Source organism: Acinetobacter sp. 3657 (assembly GCF_031456775.1).
In the GTDB taxonomy this organism is placed as follows: Bacteria; Pseudomonadota; Gammaproteobacteria; order Pseudomonadales; family Moraxellaceae; genus Acinetobacter.
The window spans coordinates 43,366-64,488 of sequence record NZ_JAVDVH010000003.1 but is presented as its reverse complement, the minus strand read 5'-3'; the positions used below and the strand labels follow the sequence as shown (position 1 = coordinate 64,488).

Here is a 21,123-nt window from a genome sequence, read left to right as displayed (position 1 = left end):
GTTTTAAAGATTCGTAATGGAAAAATAAATGAATTTTCAAGCAAACTGTGGATATCTTTTAAGATACCCACAGTCTTTTAACTATTTCGTATCAGGTGGTGCTTCAAGTACTGCAACTGACTCTTCCACATTTTCATGTAGCCATTCACGCCAAATCGCCAGTAACACGGCCAAAATCACAGGACCGATAAACAAACCGACTAAGCCAAAGCTGGCGACACCGCCGAGGACACCAAACATAATCAAGATGAATGGAATCTGAGTTGCACCTGAGATCACCAGTGGTCGGATCACATTGTCTGCACTACTGACGATCAGTACGCCCCAGACGATGACCCCAATTGCTTCGACTGTCTGACCTTGAGAAAATAACCATAGTCCGACACCTAAATATGAAATAGGCGTACCAAATGGAATCAGGGCTAAAAAGAAGGTCACAATCGTCAGTAACATTGGATTTGGTACACCTGCGACGAAGTAACTTAAACCGGCCAAAAGTGCTTGTGCAACTGCAGTTAAACCGACGCCGTACACAACAGCACGCGTTGTTTCTGAGATGGTTTGTAGATAATGGTGGACACGCGGCCCGATTACCATTTCTAAAGCACGACTGACTTGTGCCAATATGGTTTGTCCATCACGATAGAAAAAGAACAGGGTCATCAGAGCAAACGTCAGTTTGATCAAATTACGGCTAATTTCACTCAGGACAAAACGACCATAGCTCAAATGGCTTTGAATCCATTCCGCGATATTTTTTGCGATGCTATTCGGATCGCTGCTTAATTCATTCAGTGTGTGGCTAATATCTCCGCCAATAATCGGCAGGTTCTTAATAAAATCAGGGATCTGAACATGCCCTGAAAAGAGTTGTTTTTGTAAATTAAAATATAAATTACGACCTTCAAGTTGCAACATAAAGATCGCGAAAATAAATGGAACCCCAATCACCAAAATGACCAAACTGATCATAATCGTGGCATTTAGGGTGGGGCGATGCTCGCCAAAAAATCGACGTTGTACCCATAGATAAACAGGCCAAGTCATATAGGCAATAATCGCAGCCCAAAGGACAGGAACAATAAAGTATTTGAGGATATTAAATCCCAAAAACATTAAGACAAAGAACAGTCCAAACAGCAAAACGCGTTGTAATACGGGAGCGTATTGTTGCACCATAGTTTTCTCTAGTGCTGGAAATTGAATAGATCCATATTAACTGAAAAACCAGTTTAGGGATATTTTCCTGCTGATCTTTTAAGATTTAATATCAAAAGATTACGTTTCTTTGCAAAGCTTAGAACCACTCACTGGGATCATCGACCAACTGGTTTAAAACAGGCTGCCATTGGTTTTGAATCAGCACAAAATTCTTCTGTGGCTTATCAAAAATACTTAGGCCTTGCATCGCCAACGTACCATATGCACTACGTTCAGAAATCCAAGCGACAGGAGGGTGCTCGATTTTGGTAAAGAAATTCTGGATATCTTTGGAGCTGGCACTGTTTGCTTTGACGCGGTTGGCGATCAATAGGATTTGTACTTTTCCTTTACGGATCCGTTTGATCTCTTGCAAGTGTTTGAGAAAACGACGGGTACTATCAATATCAAAGAATGACGGTTGTATTGGCGTCACAATCGCATGTGCTTCGCTGACCAACTGTTCAGCATGTTCACCCGAAAGTGCCCCAGGCGCATCAATGATCAAATAATCAAGATTCTTAGGCGCGTCGCCAATTGATTTCTCATGTCGCCAATCAAGACTTTGGATTTCTGTCACTGTTTCAGGACGTTGTTTTAACCATTGTAATGAAGATTTTTGGTTGTCCGCATCTGCTAAAGCAACCTTATACCCTTTTTGTGATAATGCCGTGGCAAGGGTGATCGCAGTCATGGTTTTACCACAACCACCTTTTTGATTTGCGATTAATATTGTCTTCATGAACTCTTTTTTAACAGGTCTCTTATATTCAATCATACCTTAGCATCTTTTTGATAAGAGTGCGTGACACATGACAAAAGTTTAATGTTGCAGTTAAATAGCACGGCGATAGATAAGGAACATTTTTATGTCAATTTGGCTTGCAATGCTGATTGGTGGATGTATTGGGGTGGTGCTGACGACGCTTATTTTGTCTCATAGTCGTAATGGGCGTATTCAAGCCGAGTATGAGCAATACATTGCTGAACTCGAATTGGAACATAAGCAAGCATTATTAGATGCGCAGAAGCGTAGTGTAAATACCAGTCGTGCGGTGTTGAAAGGCAAAATGGCAGAGCAGTTTGCACCGATTTTGCCTGAGTTTCGGTATTTACCCAGTGATGCTAAGTTTTTAGGAGATCCAGTCGATTATGTGGTGTTTGATGGTTATACCGATTTTCGAGATGGTGATGGTGAAGCCGAAGATATTGAAGTGATCTTACTCGATATCAAAAGCGGTGGTGCGCGTCTGAGTAAAGGACAGCAGGCGATTGCGCAAGCAATCAGTGAGGGACGGGTCAGGTTCGAAACTGTACGAATTGATTTTGCCGAATAGTCATGGTTTCTAATGGCACAAAAAGATGACCAAAGTGAAGCTGATTGTTACTAAAAAAAGCAACTTCATTCATGGTCTAAGCATACTATGAAAGGAATGATGTTCTAAGATTTTAGTCATTTTTGAGGATGATCGAGCCATGAACAAACGTCTTTGGATCAGTTTATGCATGGTTGCTGCAATGGGGCAAACACATGCATCAACCAATCAGGCAGAATATAATATTGCCAATGGTTTATCGCCTGTTGTGAAATATCAGTCCATTTCGGTATTAAAACCATTTGATGGGAATTTTCGTATATTGGGTTCAAAAGTTTATCACGATGATGAACAAGCGAAGTTTTCTCCCATCGATTATGCGGTCAGTTTAGACTTGTTTGCTGATCCTGAGATTGCACGTACCATTTCGGTGCGCCAGTATGATCGCTACTTAAACTGGAACATGAAAAAATTACCTGTACCACCTGATCAAGCATTAAAAATGGTGTCAAATATGCACATCATTCCTGCCAATCCTGAAATCGCAAAGCAAATTAAGCAGGTCAAGCGTGGCGATTTGGTCAATTTAAAGGGTGAGTTGGTTGAGGTGCGTGATAAAGATCTGGTCTGGACATCCTCTTTGACACCCGGTGGTGTAGGCGATGGCGCTTGCGAATTATTTCGCGTGAGTTCGATTGAATGGGTCGAAAGACAGAAGATTTAAAATACCAGTTTGATAAAAAAAGCCCGCTCTTTTATAAAAAAGAATGGGCTTTTTATTATGAAAATATTGAGAAAGCTTCATATAATTTTGAAATTTTCTATCAATTAGCTTTCGGCCGTTTGTGAACTTTTCCAATGATGCAATTGGCTTTGCGCATGTAGATAGCCATTTAATTGCTCGACCTGATCGGTCGAATTTTGAGATGGATTAGAATAACGACTTTGTTCTAAAACCTTGGCTTGATTGTCCCAATAATCATAAAGTAAACCCTGAATATAGCGACCTTGTTCAGTTTTGAGTTCCAAGTCTTTCAACATGTTGAGTGCAGAACGTACATTGTCTTTTTGGCGCTGCTGTTCAAACTCTGCTGTTAAAGTGCCATCTTGTTTCATTTTCGCCAATTCAATTTCCATACTATCGGTCATCTCGGTAAAGCGTTGCTCATATTCATCCAAGATCGCAATATCATGTGCATCATCAGCCGTGGTTGGAAACTGTTTAATTGGCATTGGATTGAGTTGACCAATTGCATCATTGACTGAATTGGTTTGAGCTTCATTTTGCGTTGTAGGCTCTTGGTCTTTATTACATGCACTGAGCAGCAAGGCTGAGCCCAATACGCAGCTCATAGCAAGTGTTGTTTTAAATATAGCTTTCATAAATAAACTCATTAATTCGATATTTTTTGAAAATGATAAGCATAAGTGACATAAGGGAAATCTATCTGATCTTGCGCAGTTAATCCCGTAAAATCAAATACAATTTGTTCGAACTTGGTTTTGAGTTGTTGTTGATCGCTTGGTGCTAGGGCTGCGATAAAGCTGGTAGAGAGCAGACGCTTACTCACCACTTGTTCGACTGTACCGCGATGCATCAATTGAAATGTTTGTACATCGATGGGTTTAAACAAATTCTGACCGTCAAAAACCTGCTTCCATTTCCCGCTGTGATAACGTGGGCTATCTCCTTCAAATGGTGCAATTTCATCAGCTAACGCTTTCACCCAATTGACCTCAATGTTTCGCTGATTCCAAATCAAGCCGACATGCCCAGATGCGGTTAATACGCGATGCATTTCAGTTAGACTCTCAATATTTGAGAACCAATGAAAAGACTGCGCGCAAACAATCGCATCAATTGACTGATCGCTTAGAGGAAGATGATCACTCGAGGATTGAATACATTCAATGTTAGGATAGCTGTGTTGGAGTTGTTGCAACATTTCTAAGATAGGCTCAACCGCGATCACTTTTGCCTGTGTCTGAATCAAGTAAGGTAAGAATTTGCCAGTCCCAGAGCCGAGGTCAACAACAGTTGAATTTTCATCTATTTGGAGCCGATCTTGCAGCCAAATGACTGTTTCTTGTGGGTAACTGGGTCGAACTTGTTGGTACAGTTTAGCCCCCAAACTAAAGCCTTTTTGTGCGGTAGGATGTAAGGATTGTGTCATTTTTTGCGCTTTTTAATCTGACTGATCTCTATAAAATAAGATACTCCGCAATTAAGGATTGGCAAAGCCATCATTTGATGACTTGTTGATTCACACCTAGGAATATTTTTCAGTGTGAGCATGGATAAACAAATAATATTTGAAGATGATCATATTCGCGTTATTTTTTTAAAAGGTTCAAGTGACACGTTAGTGGTTTCGTTTGGCGATTTGATTAGTCGCGCTAAAGGCATGTCCATTAATGCTGAAAAATCATTAATAAAATATCAATACAACGTCATCGGCATTATGCCGAAGCAGAAGACATGGTTTCCTAAAAGCAGCATGCTTGCCATGCAGCAACAGATTCAATCGATCTTGCTGCAATTTAAACAGATTGTGGGCTATGGTGGCTCGATGGGCGGTTATGCTGCGATTAAATATTCAAATTTATTGAATATGCAAAAAATCGTGGCTTTTGTTCCGCAATATTCCATCGATCCTGACATGGTGCAAGACCGTCGTTATGCTGAGTTTTTTGATGCATCAATTCATCAAGATATGCAGATTCAATCGGATGAAGTCGATCCTGTACGTGAATACATTATTGTCTATGATCCTTATTATGCTGAAGATAAAGAGCATTTTTTAAAGATCCAGCCGTTGTTGCCAAAGATGCATGTGATTCATTTACCTTTTACAGGGCATGAGGCACTCTCTGTGTTGGCCAGTTCAGAACTTTTAAATGATTTCGTTGTAAAGCCATTTGATATCACCTATTTCTATCGACGTGTTCGAGAAGTCAAAAAGCAAAGTAAATTTTATTATCGCCATGTGTTGGATGCTTTATTGCACCGACATCATCGTGCTTTATTAAAAATATTGGAAAATAATGACTTGCAATTGGATGAGCGTTATTTTGATGCAACCATGAAGCAAAAACTGGTGCAGCAATTATTTAAGCTTAAACAAGGAACTGAACAGAACCTACATAAGTTGGGCGCGATTCCGCATTTTGTGCAACACGCTGAAGCTTTGAGTCCGAATGTCAGAACGGCTCAGCAGCAGTTTGTGGTTTTCAATTTAGTGAGCTTGAAACTCGAAAGTTATGCGGCAGATATTATTGCTGCAAATCATCAGTATCTTTTGCCATTAAAGGTTCAGCCTAATGCTTTGGTCGAACTTGATTTGAATAATGATCGCTACTTACTCACCATGAATGATCGTGGTATTCATAAATTGATTCCATTAGGCGAAGCATTGCCTTTAGATCAGTCTCCATTGATTTTTAAGCAGTATGCTGATTTTTGTAGTGTGAGCTATAAGCAACTGACTTTATGCTGTGATGCTGAAGGTTTAAGTCATTTTATTGAAAATAATGCAGATGAGCAGACCAAGCTACAATTCTGTTGAGTTAAAAGATTTGCCTAATAAAAAAGCCTTTTGAACGTTCAAAAGGCTTTTTTGTGGTGAATATGTCGAGCTTAGTTTGCGCCGACTTTTGCGTTGCTGTTTACATTGGCATTTACACCTAATACTTTCACACCAACATTTGCACCAGCTTGCGCTTGTTTTTTATCTGCATTTAAGCCTGTTTGAGCTTGAACAGATGAATTTCCAACATGAACGCCTGCTTGGGTATTCAGACCTACTGATTTTGGTTCAGCTTTACGTTCCTGATAACGTTTTTTTGCTTCTGCACGTTTTTCAGCCGCTAAGTTCTTGCCATCAACGGCTTTATCTACCGTATAGTCTTTTGAAGTTTTAACAGCTGTGCTCGTGCTATGTACCACTTGTGCGGTTTTATCTGCTGCAAATGTTTTACCATCAACGGCTTTATCTACTGCATAGTCTTTAGAATTCTTAATCGCTGTGCCTGTGCTATGGACAACATTTGAGCCGACATTCGCAGCCGTACCAACGGTTTTTTGAGTGGCATTTACACCTGTATTCACAGCGGTATGACCAACATGATGTGCTGCTTGACCAACACCTTGTGCGGTATTTTTAACTGCACCAGTAACGCCCTTAATTAAGCCGTTTGACTGAACAGAAACTTGGGCTGAGCCACTTGCATTTGCGCCGACGTTTTGAGCAAAGACAGATGCAGAAGCAAGAATACTTGTTGTCACGATAGCAGTTTTGATCATTTTTTTCATATTGCGGTTCCTTAAGTGATGTGCCATATCAGGGCACTTCATAAACGCAATTGCATCATAGCGAGCAAAAAGGAGAAAGCTATGGATTTCAGCAAAACTTTACAAGTAGATTACAGCTTAAACACACTATAGAGATAAATTGTGGAGAGAGATTAGGAAACTAAATATGTGAAAAATATAATTTTAATTATAAGTAAAAACAAGTTAATTGACGATTAAATAGATAAAAATAAAACCAAATACGCTTCTTTAAGGAAATTAAAGAATGAATGGGGGAGCCAAATATCAAGTTCAAATCATCGAAATTAAAAGTGGCATTTTTATTGCTTGGTCTAAAAGTGTGGAAAAATTATTATGGTTTTTCATTAAATTCAATTGTCTTTATAGAAAACCATACATCTCTCAAATGATTCTACGTCGAGGTAAAAAGCTGTCTAAAAGTTGAGCGCAATAACGAATTTTTATGTACAATTTTGAATGTTGGAAAAACATTAAAATTAACGTGAATATTAAATTTAATAAAACTTATCTTTTAGATGATTCAAACAAAACCTTGCGATAAACAGTAAAAAAATTGGAGCATATGAATGAAAAAGATCGCGGCATTTTTACTTTTATTGATTGGAGTGGGCGCGATCGTGCTCTATTTCCAGCCATCCGATCCCTTAACGTCTTCCCAAGATCAGTATATCCATCAGATGAAAGATGAATATCTTGAAGCTATTCCAACAACATTAAACAAAGAGGAGAACAGCACCACTGAAATAACAACAACTTTATTGAATCAATCGGAACAGTCGAATGAAGAGGCGCAATTTTATAACACCAAAAGTGATCCTGCGATTCAACCGATAGATCCAGAAAAAGATCCTGCAAATGAAATTAAAACGCTTTAATCGTTTAGTGGACTTTACCCAAGACCACTAGAGATTCAAATGTTCTTTATCCGAGAACAATGGAGATATAAATTGAAAAATAAAACGTTATTATTACTAAGTTTATGTGCTTTATACAGCACAAGTTCTTCTGCTGCAGCTTTAAATGCAACTCAATTAAAGCAGCAGTTGAGTTCAAGCGCAGTAGCCAAAGTTGCCCAAGGAAAAATTGATCTAAATGCCTTGGTGAGCAATGAATCTAATGATTTACTGATTGAATATGAGACGAACTTTTCTCATATATCGCCAAGCCTTGAAAAGCGGAGTTATATTGCTGAAGGCAAAACACAGTTTAAAAATAAGTTTGCCAAAGCATCAGGCTTTCAAACTTTACGTGAGTTTAATGGACTGCCTTTAGGTTTATATCGCATCCAAGATCGTGAAACATTAGCAAAGGTTTTAAATGATCCGTCAGTGAAGGGTGTTTACCCGAACCGAAAAAATTCACCGACCACGATGCAAAGTCTCCCTTTAATTAACCAACCACAAGCTGAAACGAATGGCTTTACAGGCGATGGATCTAGTGTGGTGGTGATTGATACAGGTGTAAATTATAAACATGCTGACTTTGGCTGTACCGCAGTCAATACCCCTGCATCGACTTGTCGAGTGGTACATTCCTTTGACAGTGCGCCTGATGACGGCAGCTTAGATGATGATGGACATGGCAGTAATGTTTCAGCGATTGTCGCCAAAGTTGCGACTAAAACCAAAATCATTGGCATCGATGCATTTAGAAAGGTCAGATATCAAGGACAATGGGTGAGCACTGCCTATGATAGCGATATCCTCGCAGGCATTAATTGGGCGGTGAATAATGCTCAAGCTTATAACATTAAAGCGATTAACATGAGTTTAGGTGTATCTGGGGTGAAATATACGTCTGAATGTCAAAACAGTAGTTATGCCACTGCTTTCGCCAATGCACGAGCAGCAGGTGTTGCGCCTGTAGTTGCTTCGGGTAACGATGGATTTGCAGATGGGATATCTTCACCTGCTTGTGTTGCGGGTGCGGTGCGTGTAGGGGCAGTGTACGATAGTAATCTGGGGAATATGGCATGGAGTAATTGTACAGATCGGACCACGACTGCGGACAAAGTGACTTGCTTTAGTAATGGTGGTTCATTGGTCACTTTACTTGCACCAGGTGCATTGATTACTGCTGGCGGTGAAACTCAGGGCGGGACATCACAAGCTGCACCACATGTTGCAGGGGCGATTGCATTATTGCGTGCCAATAGTGTCAGTCCGACTGAAAGCATTGATCAAACCATCAATCGTTTGAAAGTAACCGGTAAACCAGTTACTGATACGCGAACTGGCTTGGTATTTCCACGTATTGATGTGTTGGCTGCGGGCAGTGGCTTATCATCAAATTGAGTTGATTTTTTATAGTTTAAATTGACCCAAAGCGTGTTTAAAAGTGCCATAACTCGTTGCAGATAGAGATATCTACAACGAGTTTTTTAATTGCTGAGGAACGATTAGTGACATTGATCTAAATTAGTTTGGCTAAAATGGCTTTTTAACTTGTTAAAGTTGTTTTTTACGTCAGTGTTTTGAATATCAAATATAGTGACAGTACGAGTATTTGGATCTAACTCAGGTTTTTGAGTTGTGCTATTTAGCGGGCTTTTAAGCGCGTAGTGTGAGGTTTCCGAAAGTGCGCGATTGAGTTTGTTTTTTCTAAACGTCCATGTTTCGGTACTTTCACCACTTTCTAAGTAGCCTGTAAATTTGATCACGCAACGGTCTTTATATTTGCTGAGCGTTGCAATATTTGTTTTTGTATCAGGTAGCGCATCAATATTCTCAACTTGCTCCAACTGGGTGATGGGAAATACGGTTTGAGTTGGTGTAAGCGAACATGCAGTGAACCCAATACTGCTTGCTATGGTCAATAGGGTTATTTTGAATGGCTTGTTAATCATTATTTGATGCATTCCTATAAGTTCTATTTAATCGTATTAATTGGATGATGGCGAGCTTAGATCGCCGCGCTCAATTGGTACATTTCCATCATTTGTACCCACTACAGCATCTTTGGTGTCTTGCCATTTCTTTGCAGTATACGTTTTTGCTTTCTCAGTTTGTTCTTGAACAATGACGGACTGTTCAGCACTATATTCTTTGGTACTTTTCCATTTTTCACCGATTTTTTGTGATGTGTTTTCAGATGCACCTTGAATCGAATCACCTAGGTTCTGCATGCCTTTGCCTGCTTTATAGAGCAAAACACGCGCTAAGTTTGGATTGTCTCCATAGGGTTTAGCATTGGATTGGGTTTCACTCGATGTATTTGTTGGTGTCGTGGTTGTATCCGTTGCCCAGAGTGAAGATGATGCAATCAGTGTAGTGGCAAAACATAAAACTTTTACTTTGTTCATCATCTTTTCTTTCCTTTGAGCGATATTATTGCAATAGAGTTTTATATCTTATCGCTCGGTAGAAGAAAAGAGTGGGGATGATACAAAAAAAGAAAAAGAAATTAGAGCTGAAACAACTTCCATACAAAAGCTGCTACAAGACTTGAAATAACTCCATAAAATAATAAACTTATACTATAAAAATTCCAATTATTAACTTTATCAAATTTATTTTGGAATTGAGTCTCTAAATAATTTGTGAGAATAATGAAAGATGGAGTTTGTAATCTTGATAAAGCATATTTAATGTATCGAGATGTGATAAGTGGAAAAAGAAAAATTAAAAAACCTAAGCCAATAGAGGAAATGAAAATAAATCTTGCTGACTTTTGAGGTGTTTCATGAATTGCTTTTTCAATATTTAGTTCTGACTCTTTTTCTAAGATACCATTCTCATATATTATTTTAGAAAGCTGATCGCTTTTAAAATTGTTACCCAAAGCTAAAGATATAATTAATTCATCTTTGTTTGAGTTTCTTTTAAAGTTTTCTAAAATTGCATTTGATAAGGCAATATCTTGAGCTCTAGGATTGTTTGTATCTATTTGACTAGTAAAAAAAATCATCAAAGTTAAAAACATAAGTGAAATTATTAGTATAAAGTTCTTCTCATAACTATTGAACTTTTTATAGGTTTTGATTAGTAAACTATCTTCTTTACATATTTCGTTTATTTTGGTTAGAAATAGATTTTGAATTTCAATGGCCCAAGCTTGATTTGTGTGAGTGATATTAAGAATTGCTTCATCATTTTTTGTTAAAAAACTTAGCTCAATATTTTGTGTTTCTATAGATTTATTTTTAGTGAACTTATTTATAACTTTCCATGTTAAAGTAATTGTCTCTATTTCTAAATTAGAAATATCATTGAATTTTAATAAAGACTCAATACCATTAATTGTTCTATGGATATCATTTTGAAAGCCTATATCAATAGATAAGTGGATAGCAAAAATATCTTTTTGATGTTCTAGTTTCTGTTCAAGTAATCTATGGAATTGTTCTAAATCATTTAAACGAATGGTAAATGTTTTTCCAAGGCTTGTATATTTTAAACTTTCTTTGTTACCTAAAAACTCTAAAATGATTTTGGAAACAGTTTCAGTATCAAATGTAACTAAGGTTGACACTTCATTATTTTGTGTTTGAATATTCATATTTTATGTGAGTTAAAGAAAACCGTTAATTTATAACGGTTTTCTTGCTAAATCAATATATTAAATACTTAACCCTGCAATACACTCACATCTGCAATCGCTGTGAATAAATCACGCAACTGAGCCAATAAACGTAAACGGTTAGCTTTTAGTTCAGCATCATCTGCCATCACCATCACGCCTTCAAAGAAAGCATCAATAGGCGCACGAAGGGCAGCAAGCTTAGACAACGCTTCAGTATAGTTACGTGCATCAAGCAAAGGCTGAACCACTGGTGTTAAAGCAGATAATTCCGCATAAAGTGCTTTTTCAGCCGCTTCAACGAGATTGGCTTCAACCACAGCACCTTCTGGCGTCGCTTCTTTGGCAAGAATATTGGCAACACGTTTGTTTGCAGCAGCTAAAGCAGCCGCTTCAGGTAAAGTACGGAAGTGATTGACGGCATTCACACGCTTATCAAAATCAAGTGGCGATTTTGGTGCAAGTGCTTGAACTGATTGCAGTACATCAACCGCAACGCCTTGATCTTCATACTTGGCACGATAACGACCTTCAAGGAAAGCAACGGCATCAGCACGCGTCTTATCATGATCTTTAACAATGTCGCCATAACCTTGCAGTGCAAAATTAACCAACTCTTCGATCGTTACATCAAGTTCATTTTCAATCACTAAACGCAAGATACCAATCGCAGAACGACGCAATGCAAACGGGTCTTTAGAACCTGTAGGCGCTTGCCCAATCCCAAAAATACCAACAAGCGTATCTAAACGATCAGCAAGGGCAATGGTTGTACCAGTTTTGGTTTGCGGTAATACATCACCTGCAAACTTAGGTAAATATTGTTCACCTAGCGCTTCTGAAACTTCGGTGTTTTCACCTTCAAGACGGGCATAGTAAGTCCCTGCAATACCTTGAAGTTCAGGGAATTCACCAACAAGCTCAGAGGTTAAGTCGCATTTCGCAAGTAAAGCGGCTTTCTCAGCATCAATAACATTCGCACCTGTGATTGATGATAACGCTACAGCCAATTTTGCAATACGTTCTGATTTATTCCAAAGCGTACCCAATTGAGCTTGGAAAACCATATTGGCTAATTTTTCTTTACGACTTGCAAGCGGTTGCTTTTGGTCTTGTAAGAAGAAGAATTCAGCATCAGACAAACGCGGGCGTACAACTTTCTCATTGCCTTCAATAATTTGAATCGGATCTTTCGACTCAATATTTGAAATAGTGATGAAGTAAGGCTGTAATTTACCTTCAGCATTGATCAAACAGAAATACTTTTGGTTGTCCTGCATGGTGGTAATCAAAGCTTCTTGAGGAACGGCTAAATAGCGTTCTTCAAAAGTCGCACGTAATGCGACTGGCCATTCAACCAAACTTGTCACTTCATCAAGCAAGTTTGCAGGAACAATTGCAGTCGAGTTGACATCATCCGCCAATTTTTTCACTTGTTCTTGAATGGTCGCTTGACGCTTTTCAAAGTCTGCTACTACATAAGCTTTTTCTAAAGTCGCTAAGTAATCGTTGGCATGCGCCAAAGTCACCGCTTCAGGAGCATGGAAACGATGACCATAAGTCACGTTACCCGCTTTATGATCTTGAATGGTTGCTTCAACCACTTGATCATCTTTCAGCAACACGACCCATTTCACTGGACGTACAAATTCAGTACGGCTTGCCGCTGAACGCATACGTTTTGCGATTGGCAAGTTATCCAGTGCAGTCTGTAAAATCTGTGGCAGTAAAGCATCAAGGCTTTGACCTTTTACATCTTTTAAGAAGCAAACTTTTTCAACTTTACCTGCTTGGAAAGTAGAAAGCTGATCAACTGTAATGCCTTGACCACGCATAAAGCCTTCGAGTGCTTTGGTTGGTTTGCCTTCAGCATCATAAGCAGCTTGTACGGCAGGACCGTCAAAACGTTTTTGTGTGTCTGCTTGAGCAGCATCGATATCAACAATTTTTAATGCCAAACGACGAGGTGCAGCATAAGCTTCGATTGATGCAAAGTTTAAGCCCGCATCCTTTAAACCTTTTTCCGTTTCAGCTTTTAAAGCATCACGTAGAGTTTTTAAGCTTTTTGGTGGAAGTTCTTCACAGCCAAGTTCGAATAAAACAGTATGCTTTGTCATTATTTATTCTCCTTCGCTTTTTCAGCTTGGGCTGCTTCTGATTCAACTTGTGCTTTTAACTGAGCTAATACTTCATCACGTAAATGTGGTTCTGCCATAGGGAAACCGAGTTTCGCACGAGCAGCCACATAACTTTGTGCAATAGAACGCGCCAAAGTACGCACACGTAAGATATAACGCTGACGTTCAGTCACAGAAATCGCACCACGTGCGTCGAGTAAGTTAAAGCTGTGTGATGCTTTAATCACTTGTTCATAGGCAGGTAATGGTAGCTCAGCTTCCATTAAGCGAGTTGCTTCGGCTTCATAGAAATCGAATAATTCAAACATTTTTTCAACGTTGGCATATTCAAAGTTATAGGTTGATTGCTCAACTTCGTTTTGATGGAATACATCGCCGTATGTCACTGTACCGAATTGACCTTTGGTCCAAACAAGATCATAAACTGAGTCTACACCCTGTAGGTACATCGCTAGACGTTCTAAACCGTAAGTGATTTCACCAGTCACAGGGTAGCATTCAACGCCACCAACTTGTTGGAAGTAAGTGAACTGAGTCACTTCCATACCATTCAACCAAACCTCCCAACCTAAGCCCCAAGCACCAAGAGTCGGAGATTCCCAGTTGTCTTCCACGAAACGAATATCGTGCGTCAGGGTATCGATGCCGATCGCTTTTAAAGAGTCGAGATAAAGCTGTTGGATGTTATCTGGGTTTGGCTTTAATACCACTTGGAACTGATAGTAGTGTTGTAAACGGTTAGGGTTTTCACCATAACGACCGTCTTTCGGACGACGTGATGGTTGGACATAAGCCGCGTTCCAAGTTTCTGGCCCTAATGCACGTAAGAAGGTTGCAGTGTGGAATGTCCCTGCACCCATTTCCATATCATATGGTTGTAATATGACGCAGCCTTGCTCCGCCCAATAGTTTTGTAGGGCAAGAATTAAGCCCTGAAATGTATCAATATGCGATATAGCACGACTCATGGTGCATCCACTGGAATCAAACAAAAATTGTGGTTAAGTATAAGGATTTTGCGGAGTAGTGGCAAAGGTTATAGCTCAAGTTATAATGTTTTTCATCTAGACCAAAATTAAAGCAAATCATGTATCTGACAGATTATGAAAGTAAGTTCCAACGTTGGGAAAACTATGCTGAATTGCCATCTGGTTTATTTTTCCTCATCGATGAATCGGCGTTAGAGACATACTTATCCAAACGGACATGTTTCCTAAAAGGGTTTGAAGCGACTGAATTTATTCGCCTTATATCTAAAGAGATTCCTAAGTCATTCGTATATGAAGTTGCGTTAGATATTTCTGAAAGTTGGAATTCTGATATTGAAATTGCCAAAGTTCGAGAATGGTTGTTTCAATGCAAGATTCCTTTTGATCAAAATATTTATATGCTTTATGACGAGCATGTCATCAAAACCAAATGGAAGGTTTTTGTAAGGCATTGGGATATTTTTAGTTGGTCTGTAGGAGTGAACTTAGACGTTATTGATCATACTCGTAGTTGGCGCTTAGAAGTCCATCATGAGAATGTACTCACTTTTTATTCGATGAAATAAAGAAGTAAGCATGAACTTAACTTTGCAACCAGCTTTGAGGTGCTAATCAGGGAATTTCAGCTTTGAAGAAGCTTTTGCTTTATTTACAGTTCTGAGTAATAAAATCCAGTTGGTCAGTGCAAATGTGAGGGAGAATAAACAGAAAATAAGAAAAAAACCGAATGGGATAATATTAATCTGAGCAGTATTTAAAATCATAATCAGGCTAGGGACAATCGCGGTAAATAAGACTGCATACGCAATAATCGAAAAGAAATTGAGGACTTTATATTTTTTCAATAAAACTTGAACTAAATAGGTTGGAAGGAAAACCAAGATGAAGTAGATCAATGCAATACAGAGTGTGGCAAGAAACATTTCATAGAATACTGTAAATATTTCTATAGAGAAGTAATCATTAGGTGCGAAAAAAGCGGACAATATAAAAAATATTGGAATACCAGCATAGAGAGGGGTTTGAATCAAACAGCGCCAAATTTGATCTTTACTGACATCAAGCCGTTGGGTAAGTAATTTATAAAAATTTAGGATCATTGTTTTATCTAAATGAAAGGATTGGGAAATTTGGTTATCGCTAATATTTAAGTAATCAACTATACGTCACCTCATGACGCATTGCATCTCCCATGCTCTTAATTTCACAACTTGGAAGTGCTAATTTTTAAACGATATTCTCTGTTCTCATCAGGTCGTTTGATATGTCTGATCGCATTCGTGAAAAATTGCAAATTCTTGCGGACGCAGCCAAATATGATGTGTCCTGTTCATCCAGTGGTAGTGACCGTAAAAATAAAGATAAGGGGCTAGGTGATGCCAGTCGCTCAGGGATTTGTCATAGCTATACCGAAGATGGTCGTTGTGTTTCGCTGCTGAAAATCTTGTTTAGTAATGTCTGTATTTTTGATTGTGCCTATTGCGTGTCACGCCGTTCCAATGATGTCAAACGCGCTGCCTTTACCGTACAGGAAGTGGTTGACCTGACCATTAATTTCTATCGTCGGAATTATATTGAAGGGCTTTTTCTGAGTTCAGGCATTTTCAAATCCGCAGATCACACCATGGAACGAATGCTTCAAGTGGTCAAAAAACTGCGTCTCGAAGAAAACTTTAATGGCTATATTCATCTTAAAACTATTCCAGGAGCATCACCTGAGCTGATTCATGAAGCAGGGCTTTATGCAGATCGGATGAGCATTAATTTGGAAATGCCAACTGAGGTCGGATTAAAAACTTTTGCCCCTGAAAAATCACATCAAGAAGTACAAAAAGACTTAGGCTTAGTGCGAGATCGACTGATTCAACTCAAAGATGAACGTCAAATCATTAAGCATGTGCCAAAATATGTTCCCGCAGGGCAGACCACACAAATGGTGGTTGGCGCACATCAAGAAACCGATCAAGATGTACTGGTGATGGCAGATCGACACTACAAGGAATTTAAACTCAAACGAGTCTATTTCTCAGGCTATATCCCAATTAATACTGAAAATAATTACTTGCCTGCGGTAGGTTCTGCACCGCCATTGTTACGTGAAAATCGACTCTATCAGAGTGATTGGCTGATGCGTTTTTACGGTTTTGAAGTCGATGAAATCGTCAATGAAAAACACCCTCATCTTGATCTAGATGTTGACCCAAAACTAAGTTGGGCACTACGACATCCTGAGCAGTTTCCTGTCGATCTAAATCGTGCAGATTACCGTATGATTTTACGTGTACCGGGCATCGGGGTGAAGTCAGCCAAGAAAATCGTGCAAGCCCGTCGATTTGGTAGGGTGCATAGCGATCTGCTAAAACAGCTTGGTGTGGCATATTCAAGAGCTAAGTTTTTTATTCGTTGTGAAGATAGTCCACGCTTCCAAAAAGAACTTTCTTCTCATTACATCCGTCAACAAATTCTGACTCAAGGCTCATCTAAGTATGTCAAACAACTTTCACCTCAACTGAGTTTAGGTTTCTAATGATGTTAAGTGATGGTATTGCTTATTATTACTTTGATGGTTCAATGGTGGGCTTACTCAATTGCATCTTTCGTGCTTTTCAATTTAAAGAATTCCAAGTTCAACTCTGTTTAAATGAAGGCGCGCAGCATGGATTATTTGCCACTGTGGTTGAGATTCCAAATGATGAACAGCATGCGCAACGTGTTTGGTCTGCATTACAACAACGCCTGTCAAAGTCATCGTTAAGACAGTTCTATTTTGCATATTTATCCGAATCGTTAGATGCCTTTCAGCATTTATTTAATTACTGTGTCTATGTTTTTCGACATCAACATTCAGTCGAGAAAAATTATTCACATCCCAGCGTTTTAGCGATTTCACAATGGGCGAAAAAGGTGGGGCGCGAAAAACATCGGATGGAGGCATTCATTCGCTTTAAAAAAACCACAGATGAATTGTTTATCAGTTTAATTCGTCCTGATTTTAATGTGTTGCCACTGATTCAGCCGCATTTTAAGCGTCGTTATCAAGACCAGCGCTGGCTGATTTATGATGAGCAACGTAAGTATGGTCTTTATTATGATTTACGCGAGATCCATGAAGTCTCTTTAGAAGCCCATCAGATTGACCGTAATATCGAAAATGGGGCGAGTCAGAACTTCCAATTAGAATTAGATCAACAAGAAGAATTATATGATCAGCTTTGGAAAGATTATTTTAATAGTATCAATATCAAGGAGCGTCAAAACATTAAACTTCATGTTCAATACTTGCCAAAACGCTATTGGCGCTACTTAAATGAAAAAATCATCTAAAAATAATTTCTCCAAATAATACATATTCTTAAGTGAAAATTGTTTCTCTATACGATTTTTACTGTTGGAAAAATGCAGGAAATGATTAATTTTGTATTGATGTTATGTTATAACGTTTCAAAATTAGTATAAATCAGTCCAACAGGGGAAATGAGTGTGAATAAGTTAAAACAAGCTTATCTGCTGAGTGCGTTATTCAGTAGTGTGTTGTTATCCGCATGTGGGGGCAGTGGTGATTCATCGAGTTCATCATCAAACACTCCAAAACCAGAACAACCGACGACGCAAACATATGAAGGTCGTTTGGCGATTGCTAATGCCGATGCAGATCGTCCAATGCTCTCAGTTTATGATCTAAAAGATCAGAAATTAATTGATAGTAAAGCGTTAAACTATACGCCTTCAGCGATGTACAGCAGCCCGCAATCACGTTATGCGGTCATGGTTAGTCGTAATGATGGTGTGGTTCAATTTGCTGATGGCGGTGTCTTTAGTCAAAGCAATCAACTTAAGGTTAATGCTCCAAATATCTTAACGTTCCAATTGAATGGTGCAACGCCTGCTCATTATCGTAGTTTCAATGGTACGGCGGCATTGTTCTATGATGGCAGTGATACGGAAGTGTCTAAGTTTGATGTGTTTAATGATGCAATGATTGCTCAGCAAAGTATTGCGACGCAAAAGCTACCGAAAAAACATCATGGCGTGGCTGAGCCACGCGGTGAATATGTTCTCAGTACTTATTTACCGACTGATGCAACAGCACTCAGTATTATAAAAAGCTATCATATTCATGGCGATCATTTCCATGAAGAACAAACCTTAGCAAATCCATGCAACCGTCTACATGGGGCAGCATCGATAGCGAACTACGCTGCTTTTGGTTGTGAAGATGGGGTGTTGGTGGTTGAACAGAAGAAAGACACATTTGTCGATAAAAAAGTCCTGATTGATCAACGTATTTCGACTTTGGCTGGGCATGAAAAAATTAATCAATTTGCCGCTTTTGCATCAGGTACAAATGATTTGTTTATTGTAGATCCACAACAGTTGAATGCCATCAGTTTAGACTGGTCTTTCGGTGCGAAAGAGCTTGATGGTTCAACTGCAGTTAAACGCTTACAACAAGCATTTGATGCGACAGGACGCTATTTGGCTATTTTGGATAGTATGGGGGCGGTGCATGTGATTGATACGCAAACTTGGCAACGATTAGGTCAACTTCAGGCGATTAACAATGTTATTGGTACTGAACTTGCTAAAAGTCGTTTAGTGGTCAATGCTGCTTCAGACACGATTTTTATCAACGATACTCAAGCCAAAACGATTGTTGAACTTGATTTGAAGAACTTAAAAATCAAACAAAGCATTCAGTTAAATGATGTACCGAATACCTTTACGTGGTTAGGTGTCGCTAAAGCATCTTAATGTTTAGATTAAAAAAATAGCCCAGTAAATGGGCTATTTTTTTGCGGATAAGTTTGAAAATCAATGCAATAACTTAGGACTTATTTAAAGAAAGAATAAGTAAAAGAAGATTGAAATCACGGCAATACATAATACATTCAGAATGAAACCAACTTTCATCATTTCACGTTGTTGAATATGCCCAGTACCAAATACAATTGCATTTGGTGGTGTTGCCACAGGGAGCATAAAGGCACACGATGCTCCGAGACCAATCACTAGTACAAGGATTTCTTTTGGAAGCCCCATTTGCGCGGCAATTGCAGCAAAGACTGGAACCAGAAGCGCGGCAGAAGCGGTATTGCTGGTGAGCTCTGTTAAGAAAATAATAAACGCAGCTACAACAACAATGACCAAGAATGGCGATGCACCACCAAAGGCGTTGGCAAGGGTTTGTCCAAGGACTAACGAGGAGCCTGAGTCATTTAAAACGGCGCTTAATGATAGACCACCACCGAATAGCATGAGTACACCCCAATCGGTGTTATCCGAGATATCTTTCCATGTCGCGATGCCTAAGATTACCACCATACATGCAGCGGCAATGGCTACCCACGTATCTGGTTGGCTAATTCCAAATTGTTCACTTATATTTTTACTGAAAATCCAACCTAAGGCAGTCACGACAAACAGTGACATGGTCAGCATCCGATCTCGATTCCAAGGAATCATTTCAGCTTTGAATTCAACACGATGGTTTAATTTAGGACGTAAAACCAGATATAAGCTGACCAACATTGCAGGGAAAAGAAGCAACATCATCGGTAAGCCGATTTTCATCCAGTCAGCGAAGTCATAGCCTAGCGCTTTGGCTGCAATGGCATTCGGTGGTGAGCCGACCAGCGTGCCTAAACCACCAATATTGGCTGAATAGGCAATACCAAGCAAAATGAAGACAAAGGTTTTGCGTTCTTTGGCCGCATCAAAGTGAGAAAGTAATCCCAATGCAAGTGGCAGCATCATCGCCGCCGTTGCGGTATTGGAGATCCACATCGATAAAAATGCAGTGACGATACAGATTGCTAGTACCGCTAGCCCCAAATGTCCTCGAGACAAGGCAATCACCCACATGGCGATCTTTCGATCCAGCTTTTGCACATGTAATGCCGCAGCTAGAGCAAAACCACCAAAGAATAGGAAAATAATGGGGTCAGCGAAAGTACTAAGAGCTTTGATGGTCGTAAGCGGACTGACTTCATCATTGGTATCAATCATTGGCATACCGATCAATACAGCGAGAACTGGAACCAAGAGTGCGGTAATGGTGATGTGGATCGCTTCAGTCAGCCATAAAGTGCCAATAAAGAATAATAAACTTAGGCCTTTGTTGGCATTTTGATCATAGGGGAGAATTTCATATAGACCGAATGACAGCAAGGCTGCAATTGCAATGATAATCCAACCGCGCAATACGCCTTTCGGCATCGCATTGGTTGGTGTTTCTAGGTGAGGAACATTCATACAATATCCTTATTTGTGCTGTTATCTATCACTCAATTTCACGTGACAGAGTAACCATATTTTTAGCGAATCAATAGTAAATGCTAACTTCTATCATCCATGTAAATTTTTTTTAAATCCGTGTACTCATTGCCCATGTATACATCCAAGTAAGGCTGAAAGTAGGTAGACAAAGTCTGGAGTGCATTCCTGCCCAGTTTTTGAACGTTTGAATTTTATGGTATTTGAGCTGTAAGTGGTATTTAGTTTTTTGATAAAAATCTATGTGATATTTATTTTTATTATAAATAGGAATTTTTCTCAACTTTACATAATAAGTTTTTGGGTCTAAGTACATTAGGCTTTGGTCTAATTCGAAGAGATTTATTTTTAGGAGG

At 39.1% G+C, this 21,123-nt stretch carries 21 protein-coding genes; 9 read left to right on the top strand and 12 right to left on the bottom strand.

Annotated elements, in window-relative coordinates:
* Nucleotides 1-81: 81 nt before the first annotated feature.
* Together J2Y37_RS04855 and J2Y37_RS04850 are read right to left on the bottom strand one after the other, a co-directional pair.
* A complete protein-coding gene (locus J2Y37_RS04855; protein ID WP_349032058.1) occupies nt 82-1,179 on the bottom strand; it encodes an AI-2E family transporter in 1,098 nt (365 codons plus the stop codon).
* Nucleotides 1,180-1,297: 118 nt separating this feature from the next.
* Nucleotides 1,298-1,942: a ParA family protein gene (locus tag J2Y37_RS04850; protein ID WP_034594731.1), complete on the bottom strand. Its 645-nt coding sequence runs from the start codon at nt 1,940-1,942 to the stop codon at nt 1,298-1,300.
* A 127-nt stretch (nt 1,943-2,069) separates the two neighbouring features.
* On the opposite strand from J2Y37_RS04850, the gene J2Y37_RS04845 reads away from it, so the two are divergent.
* Both J2Y37_RS04845 and J2Y37_RS04840 read left to right on the top strand, forming a co-directional pair.
* Nucleotides 2,070-2,537, top strand: coding sequence for a Holliday junction resolvase-like protein (locus J2Y37_RS04845; protein WP_005193778.1), 468 nt, complete (start codon nt 2,070-2,072; stop codon nt 2,535-2,537).
* A gap of 139 nt (nt 2,538-2,676) precedes the next feature.
* Nucleotides 2,677-3,240, top strand: a complete 564-nt coding sequence (locus tag J2Y37_RS04840) for a hypothetical protein (RefSeq protein ID WP_004673105.1) — start codon at nt 2,677-2,679, stop codon at nt 3,238-3,240.
* Between the two features lie 104 nt (nt 3,241-3,344).
* On the opposite strand, the gene J2Y37_RS04835 is transcribed toward J2Y37_RS04840, so the two are convergent.
* Nucleotides 3,345-3,899 carry a hypothetical protein gene (locus J2Y37_RS04835; protein ID WP_004673104.1) on the bottom strand — a complete coding sequence of 185 codons (555 nt, stop codon included), beginning with the start codon at nt 3,897-3,899 and terminating at the stop codon, nt 3,345-3,347.
* Between the two features lie 11 nt (nt 3,900-3,910).
* Nucleotides 3,911-4,690 (bottom strand): class I SAM-dependent methyltransferase, encoded by a 780-nt coding sequence (locus tag J2Y37_RS04830; RefSeq protein ID WP_349032057.1) that lies wholly within the window; start codon nt 4,688-4,690, stop codon nt 3,911-3,913.
* A 120-nt stretch (nt 4,691-4,810) separates the two neighbouring features.
* Between J2Y37_RS04830 and J2Y37_RS04825 the strand changes: the two genes are divergently transcribed.
* Nucleotides 4,811-6,082 carry a hypothetical protein gene (locus tag J2Y37_RS04825; RefSeq protein ID WP_349032056.1) on the top strand — a complete coding sequence of 424 codons (1,272 nt, stop codon included), beginning with the start codon at nt 4,811-4,813 and terminating at the stop codon, nt 6,080-6,082.
* Nucleotides 6,083-6,153: 71 nt separating this feature from the next.
* Here the strand turns inward: J2Y37_RS04825 and J2Y37_RS04820 are convergent, their stop codons facing one another.
* The gene (locus J2Y37_RS04820) at nt 6,154-6,828 is read right to left on the bottom strand and encodes a hypothetical protein (protein ID WP_349032055.1); all 675 of its coding nucleotides are present in this window, start codon (nt 6,826-6,828) and stop codon (nt 6,154-6,156) included.
* Nucleotides 6,829-7,415: 587 nt separating this feature from the next.
* Between J2Y37_RS04820 and J2Y37_RS04815 the strand changes: the two genes are divergently transcribed.
* Both J2Y37_RS04815 and J2Y37_RS04810 read left to right on the top strand, forming a co-directional pair.
* Complete coding sequence (locus J2Y37_RS04815; protein WP_004673097.1) at nt 7,416-7,724, top strand: hypothetical protein; 309 nt, start codon at nt 7,416-7,418, stop codon at nt 7,722-7,724.
* A gap of 72 nt (nt 7,725-7,796) precedes the next feature.
* Nucleotides 7,797-9,143: a S8 family serine peptidase gene (locus J2Y37_RS04810; protein ID WP_349032054.1), complete on the top strand. Its 1,347-nt coding sequence runs from the start codon at nt 7,797-7,799 to the stop codon at nt 9,141-9,143.
* A gap of 104 nt (nt 9,144-9,247) precedes the next feature.
* Here J2Y37_RS04810 and J2Y37_RS04805 read toward each other — a convergent pair whose 3' ends face one another.
* From J2Y37_RS04805 to glyQ, 5 genes are all read right to left on the bottom strand, one after another.
* Nucleotides 9,248-9,694: a hypothetical protein gene (locus J2Y37_RS04805; protein ID WP_349032053.1), complete on the bottom strand. Its 447-nt coding sequence runs from the start codon at nt 9,692-9,694 to the stop codon at nt 9,248-9,250.
* 36 nt (nt 9,695-9,730) lie between these two features.
* Nucleotides 9,731-10,153, bottom strand: coding sequence for a hypothetical protein (locus J2Y37_RS04800; protein WP_349032052.1), 423 nt, complete (start codon nt 10,151-10,153; stop codon nt 9,731-9,733).
* A gap of 98 nt (nt 10,154-10,251) precedes the next feature.
* Entirely contained in the window at nt 10,252-11,346 is a 1,095-nt protein-coding gene (locus tag J2Y37_RS04795) for a hypothetical protein (protein WP_349032051.1), read from the bottom strand.
* A 68-nt stretch (nt 11,347-11,414) separates the two neighbouring features.
* Nucleotides 11,415-13,484 (bottom strand): glycine--tRNA ligase subunit beta, encoded by a 2,070-nt coding sequence (glyS, locus tag J2Y37_RS04790; protein WP_349032050.1) that lies wholly within the window; start codon nt 13,482-13,484, stop codon nt 11,415-11,417.
* Complete coding sequence (glyQ, locus tag J2Y37_RS04785) at nt 13,484-14,473, bottom strand: glycine--tRNA ligase subunit alpha (protein WP_349032049.1); 990 nt, start codon at nt 14,471-14,473, stop codon at nt 13,484-13,486. Before glyQ ends, glyS begins: the two co-directional genes overlap by 1 nt.
* Before the next feature lie 119 nt (nt 14,474-14,592).
* On the opposite strand from glyQ, the gene J2Y37_RS04780 reads away from it, so the two are divergent.
* Complete coding sequence (locus tag J2Y37_RS04780; RefSeq protein ID WP_349032048.1) at nt 14,593-15,060, top strand: hypothetical protein; 468 nt, start codon at nt 14,593-14,595, stop codon at nt 15,058-15,060.
* A gap of 42 nt (nt 15,061-15,102) precedes the next feature.
* Here J2Y37_RS04780 and J2Y37_RS04775 read toward each other — a convergent pair whose 3' ends face one another.
* On the bottom strand, nt 15,103-15,594 hold the full coding sequence (locus tag J2Y37_RS04775) for a hypothetical protein (RefSeq protein WP_349032047.1): 492 nt from the start codon (nt 15,592-15,594) through the stop codon (nt 15,103-15,105).
* A 164-nt stretch (nt 15,595-15,758) separates the two neighbouring features.
* Between J2Y37_RS04775 and J2Y37_RS04770 the strand changes: the two genes are divergently transcribed.
* The 3 genes from J2Y37_RS04770 to J2Y37_RS04760 all read left to right on the top strand — a co-directional run bounded on the left by J2Y37_RS04770 (nt 15,759) and on the right by J2Y37_RS04760 (nt 19,246).
* Complete coding sequence (locus J2Y37_RS04770; protein ID WP_349032046.1) at nt 15,759-17,021, top strand: putative DNA modification/repair radical SAM protein; 1,263 nt, start codon at nt 15,759-15,761, stop codon at nt 17,019-17,021.
* Complete coding sequence (locus J2Y37_RS04765) at nt 17,021-17,818, top strand: TIGR03915 family putative DNA repair protein (protein WP_349032045.1); 798 nt, start codon at nt 17,021-17,023, stop codon at nt 17,816-17,818. Before J2Y37_RS04770 ends, J2Y37_RS04765 begins: the two co-directional genes overlap by 1 nt.
* Before the next feature lie 156 nt (nt 17,819-17,974).
* Entirely contained in the window at nt 17,975-19,246 is a 1,272-nt protein-coding gene (locus J2Y37_RS04760; RefSeq protein WP_349032044.1) for a hypothetical protein, read from the top strand.
* Nucleotides 19,247-19,330: 84 nt separating this feature from the next.
* Here J2Y37_RS04760 and J2Y37_RS04755 read toward each other — a convergent pair whose 3' ends face one another.
* Nucleotides 19,331-20,710 (bottom strand): DASS family sodium-coupled anion symporter, encoded by a 1,380-nt coding sequence (locus J2Y37_RS04755; protein WP_349032191.1) that lies wholly within the window; start codon nt 20,708-20,710, stop codon nt 19,331-19,333.
* Nucleotides 20,711-21,123: the final 413 nt, after the last annotated feature.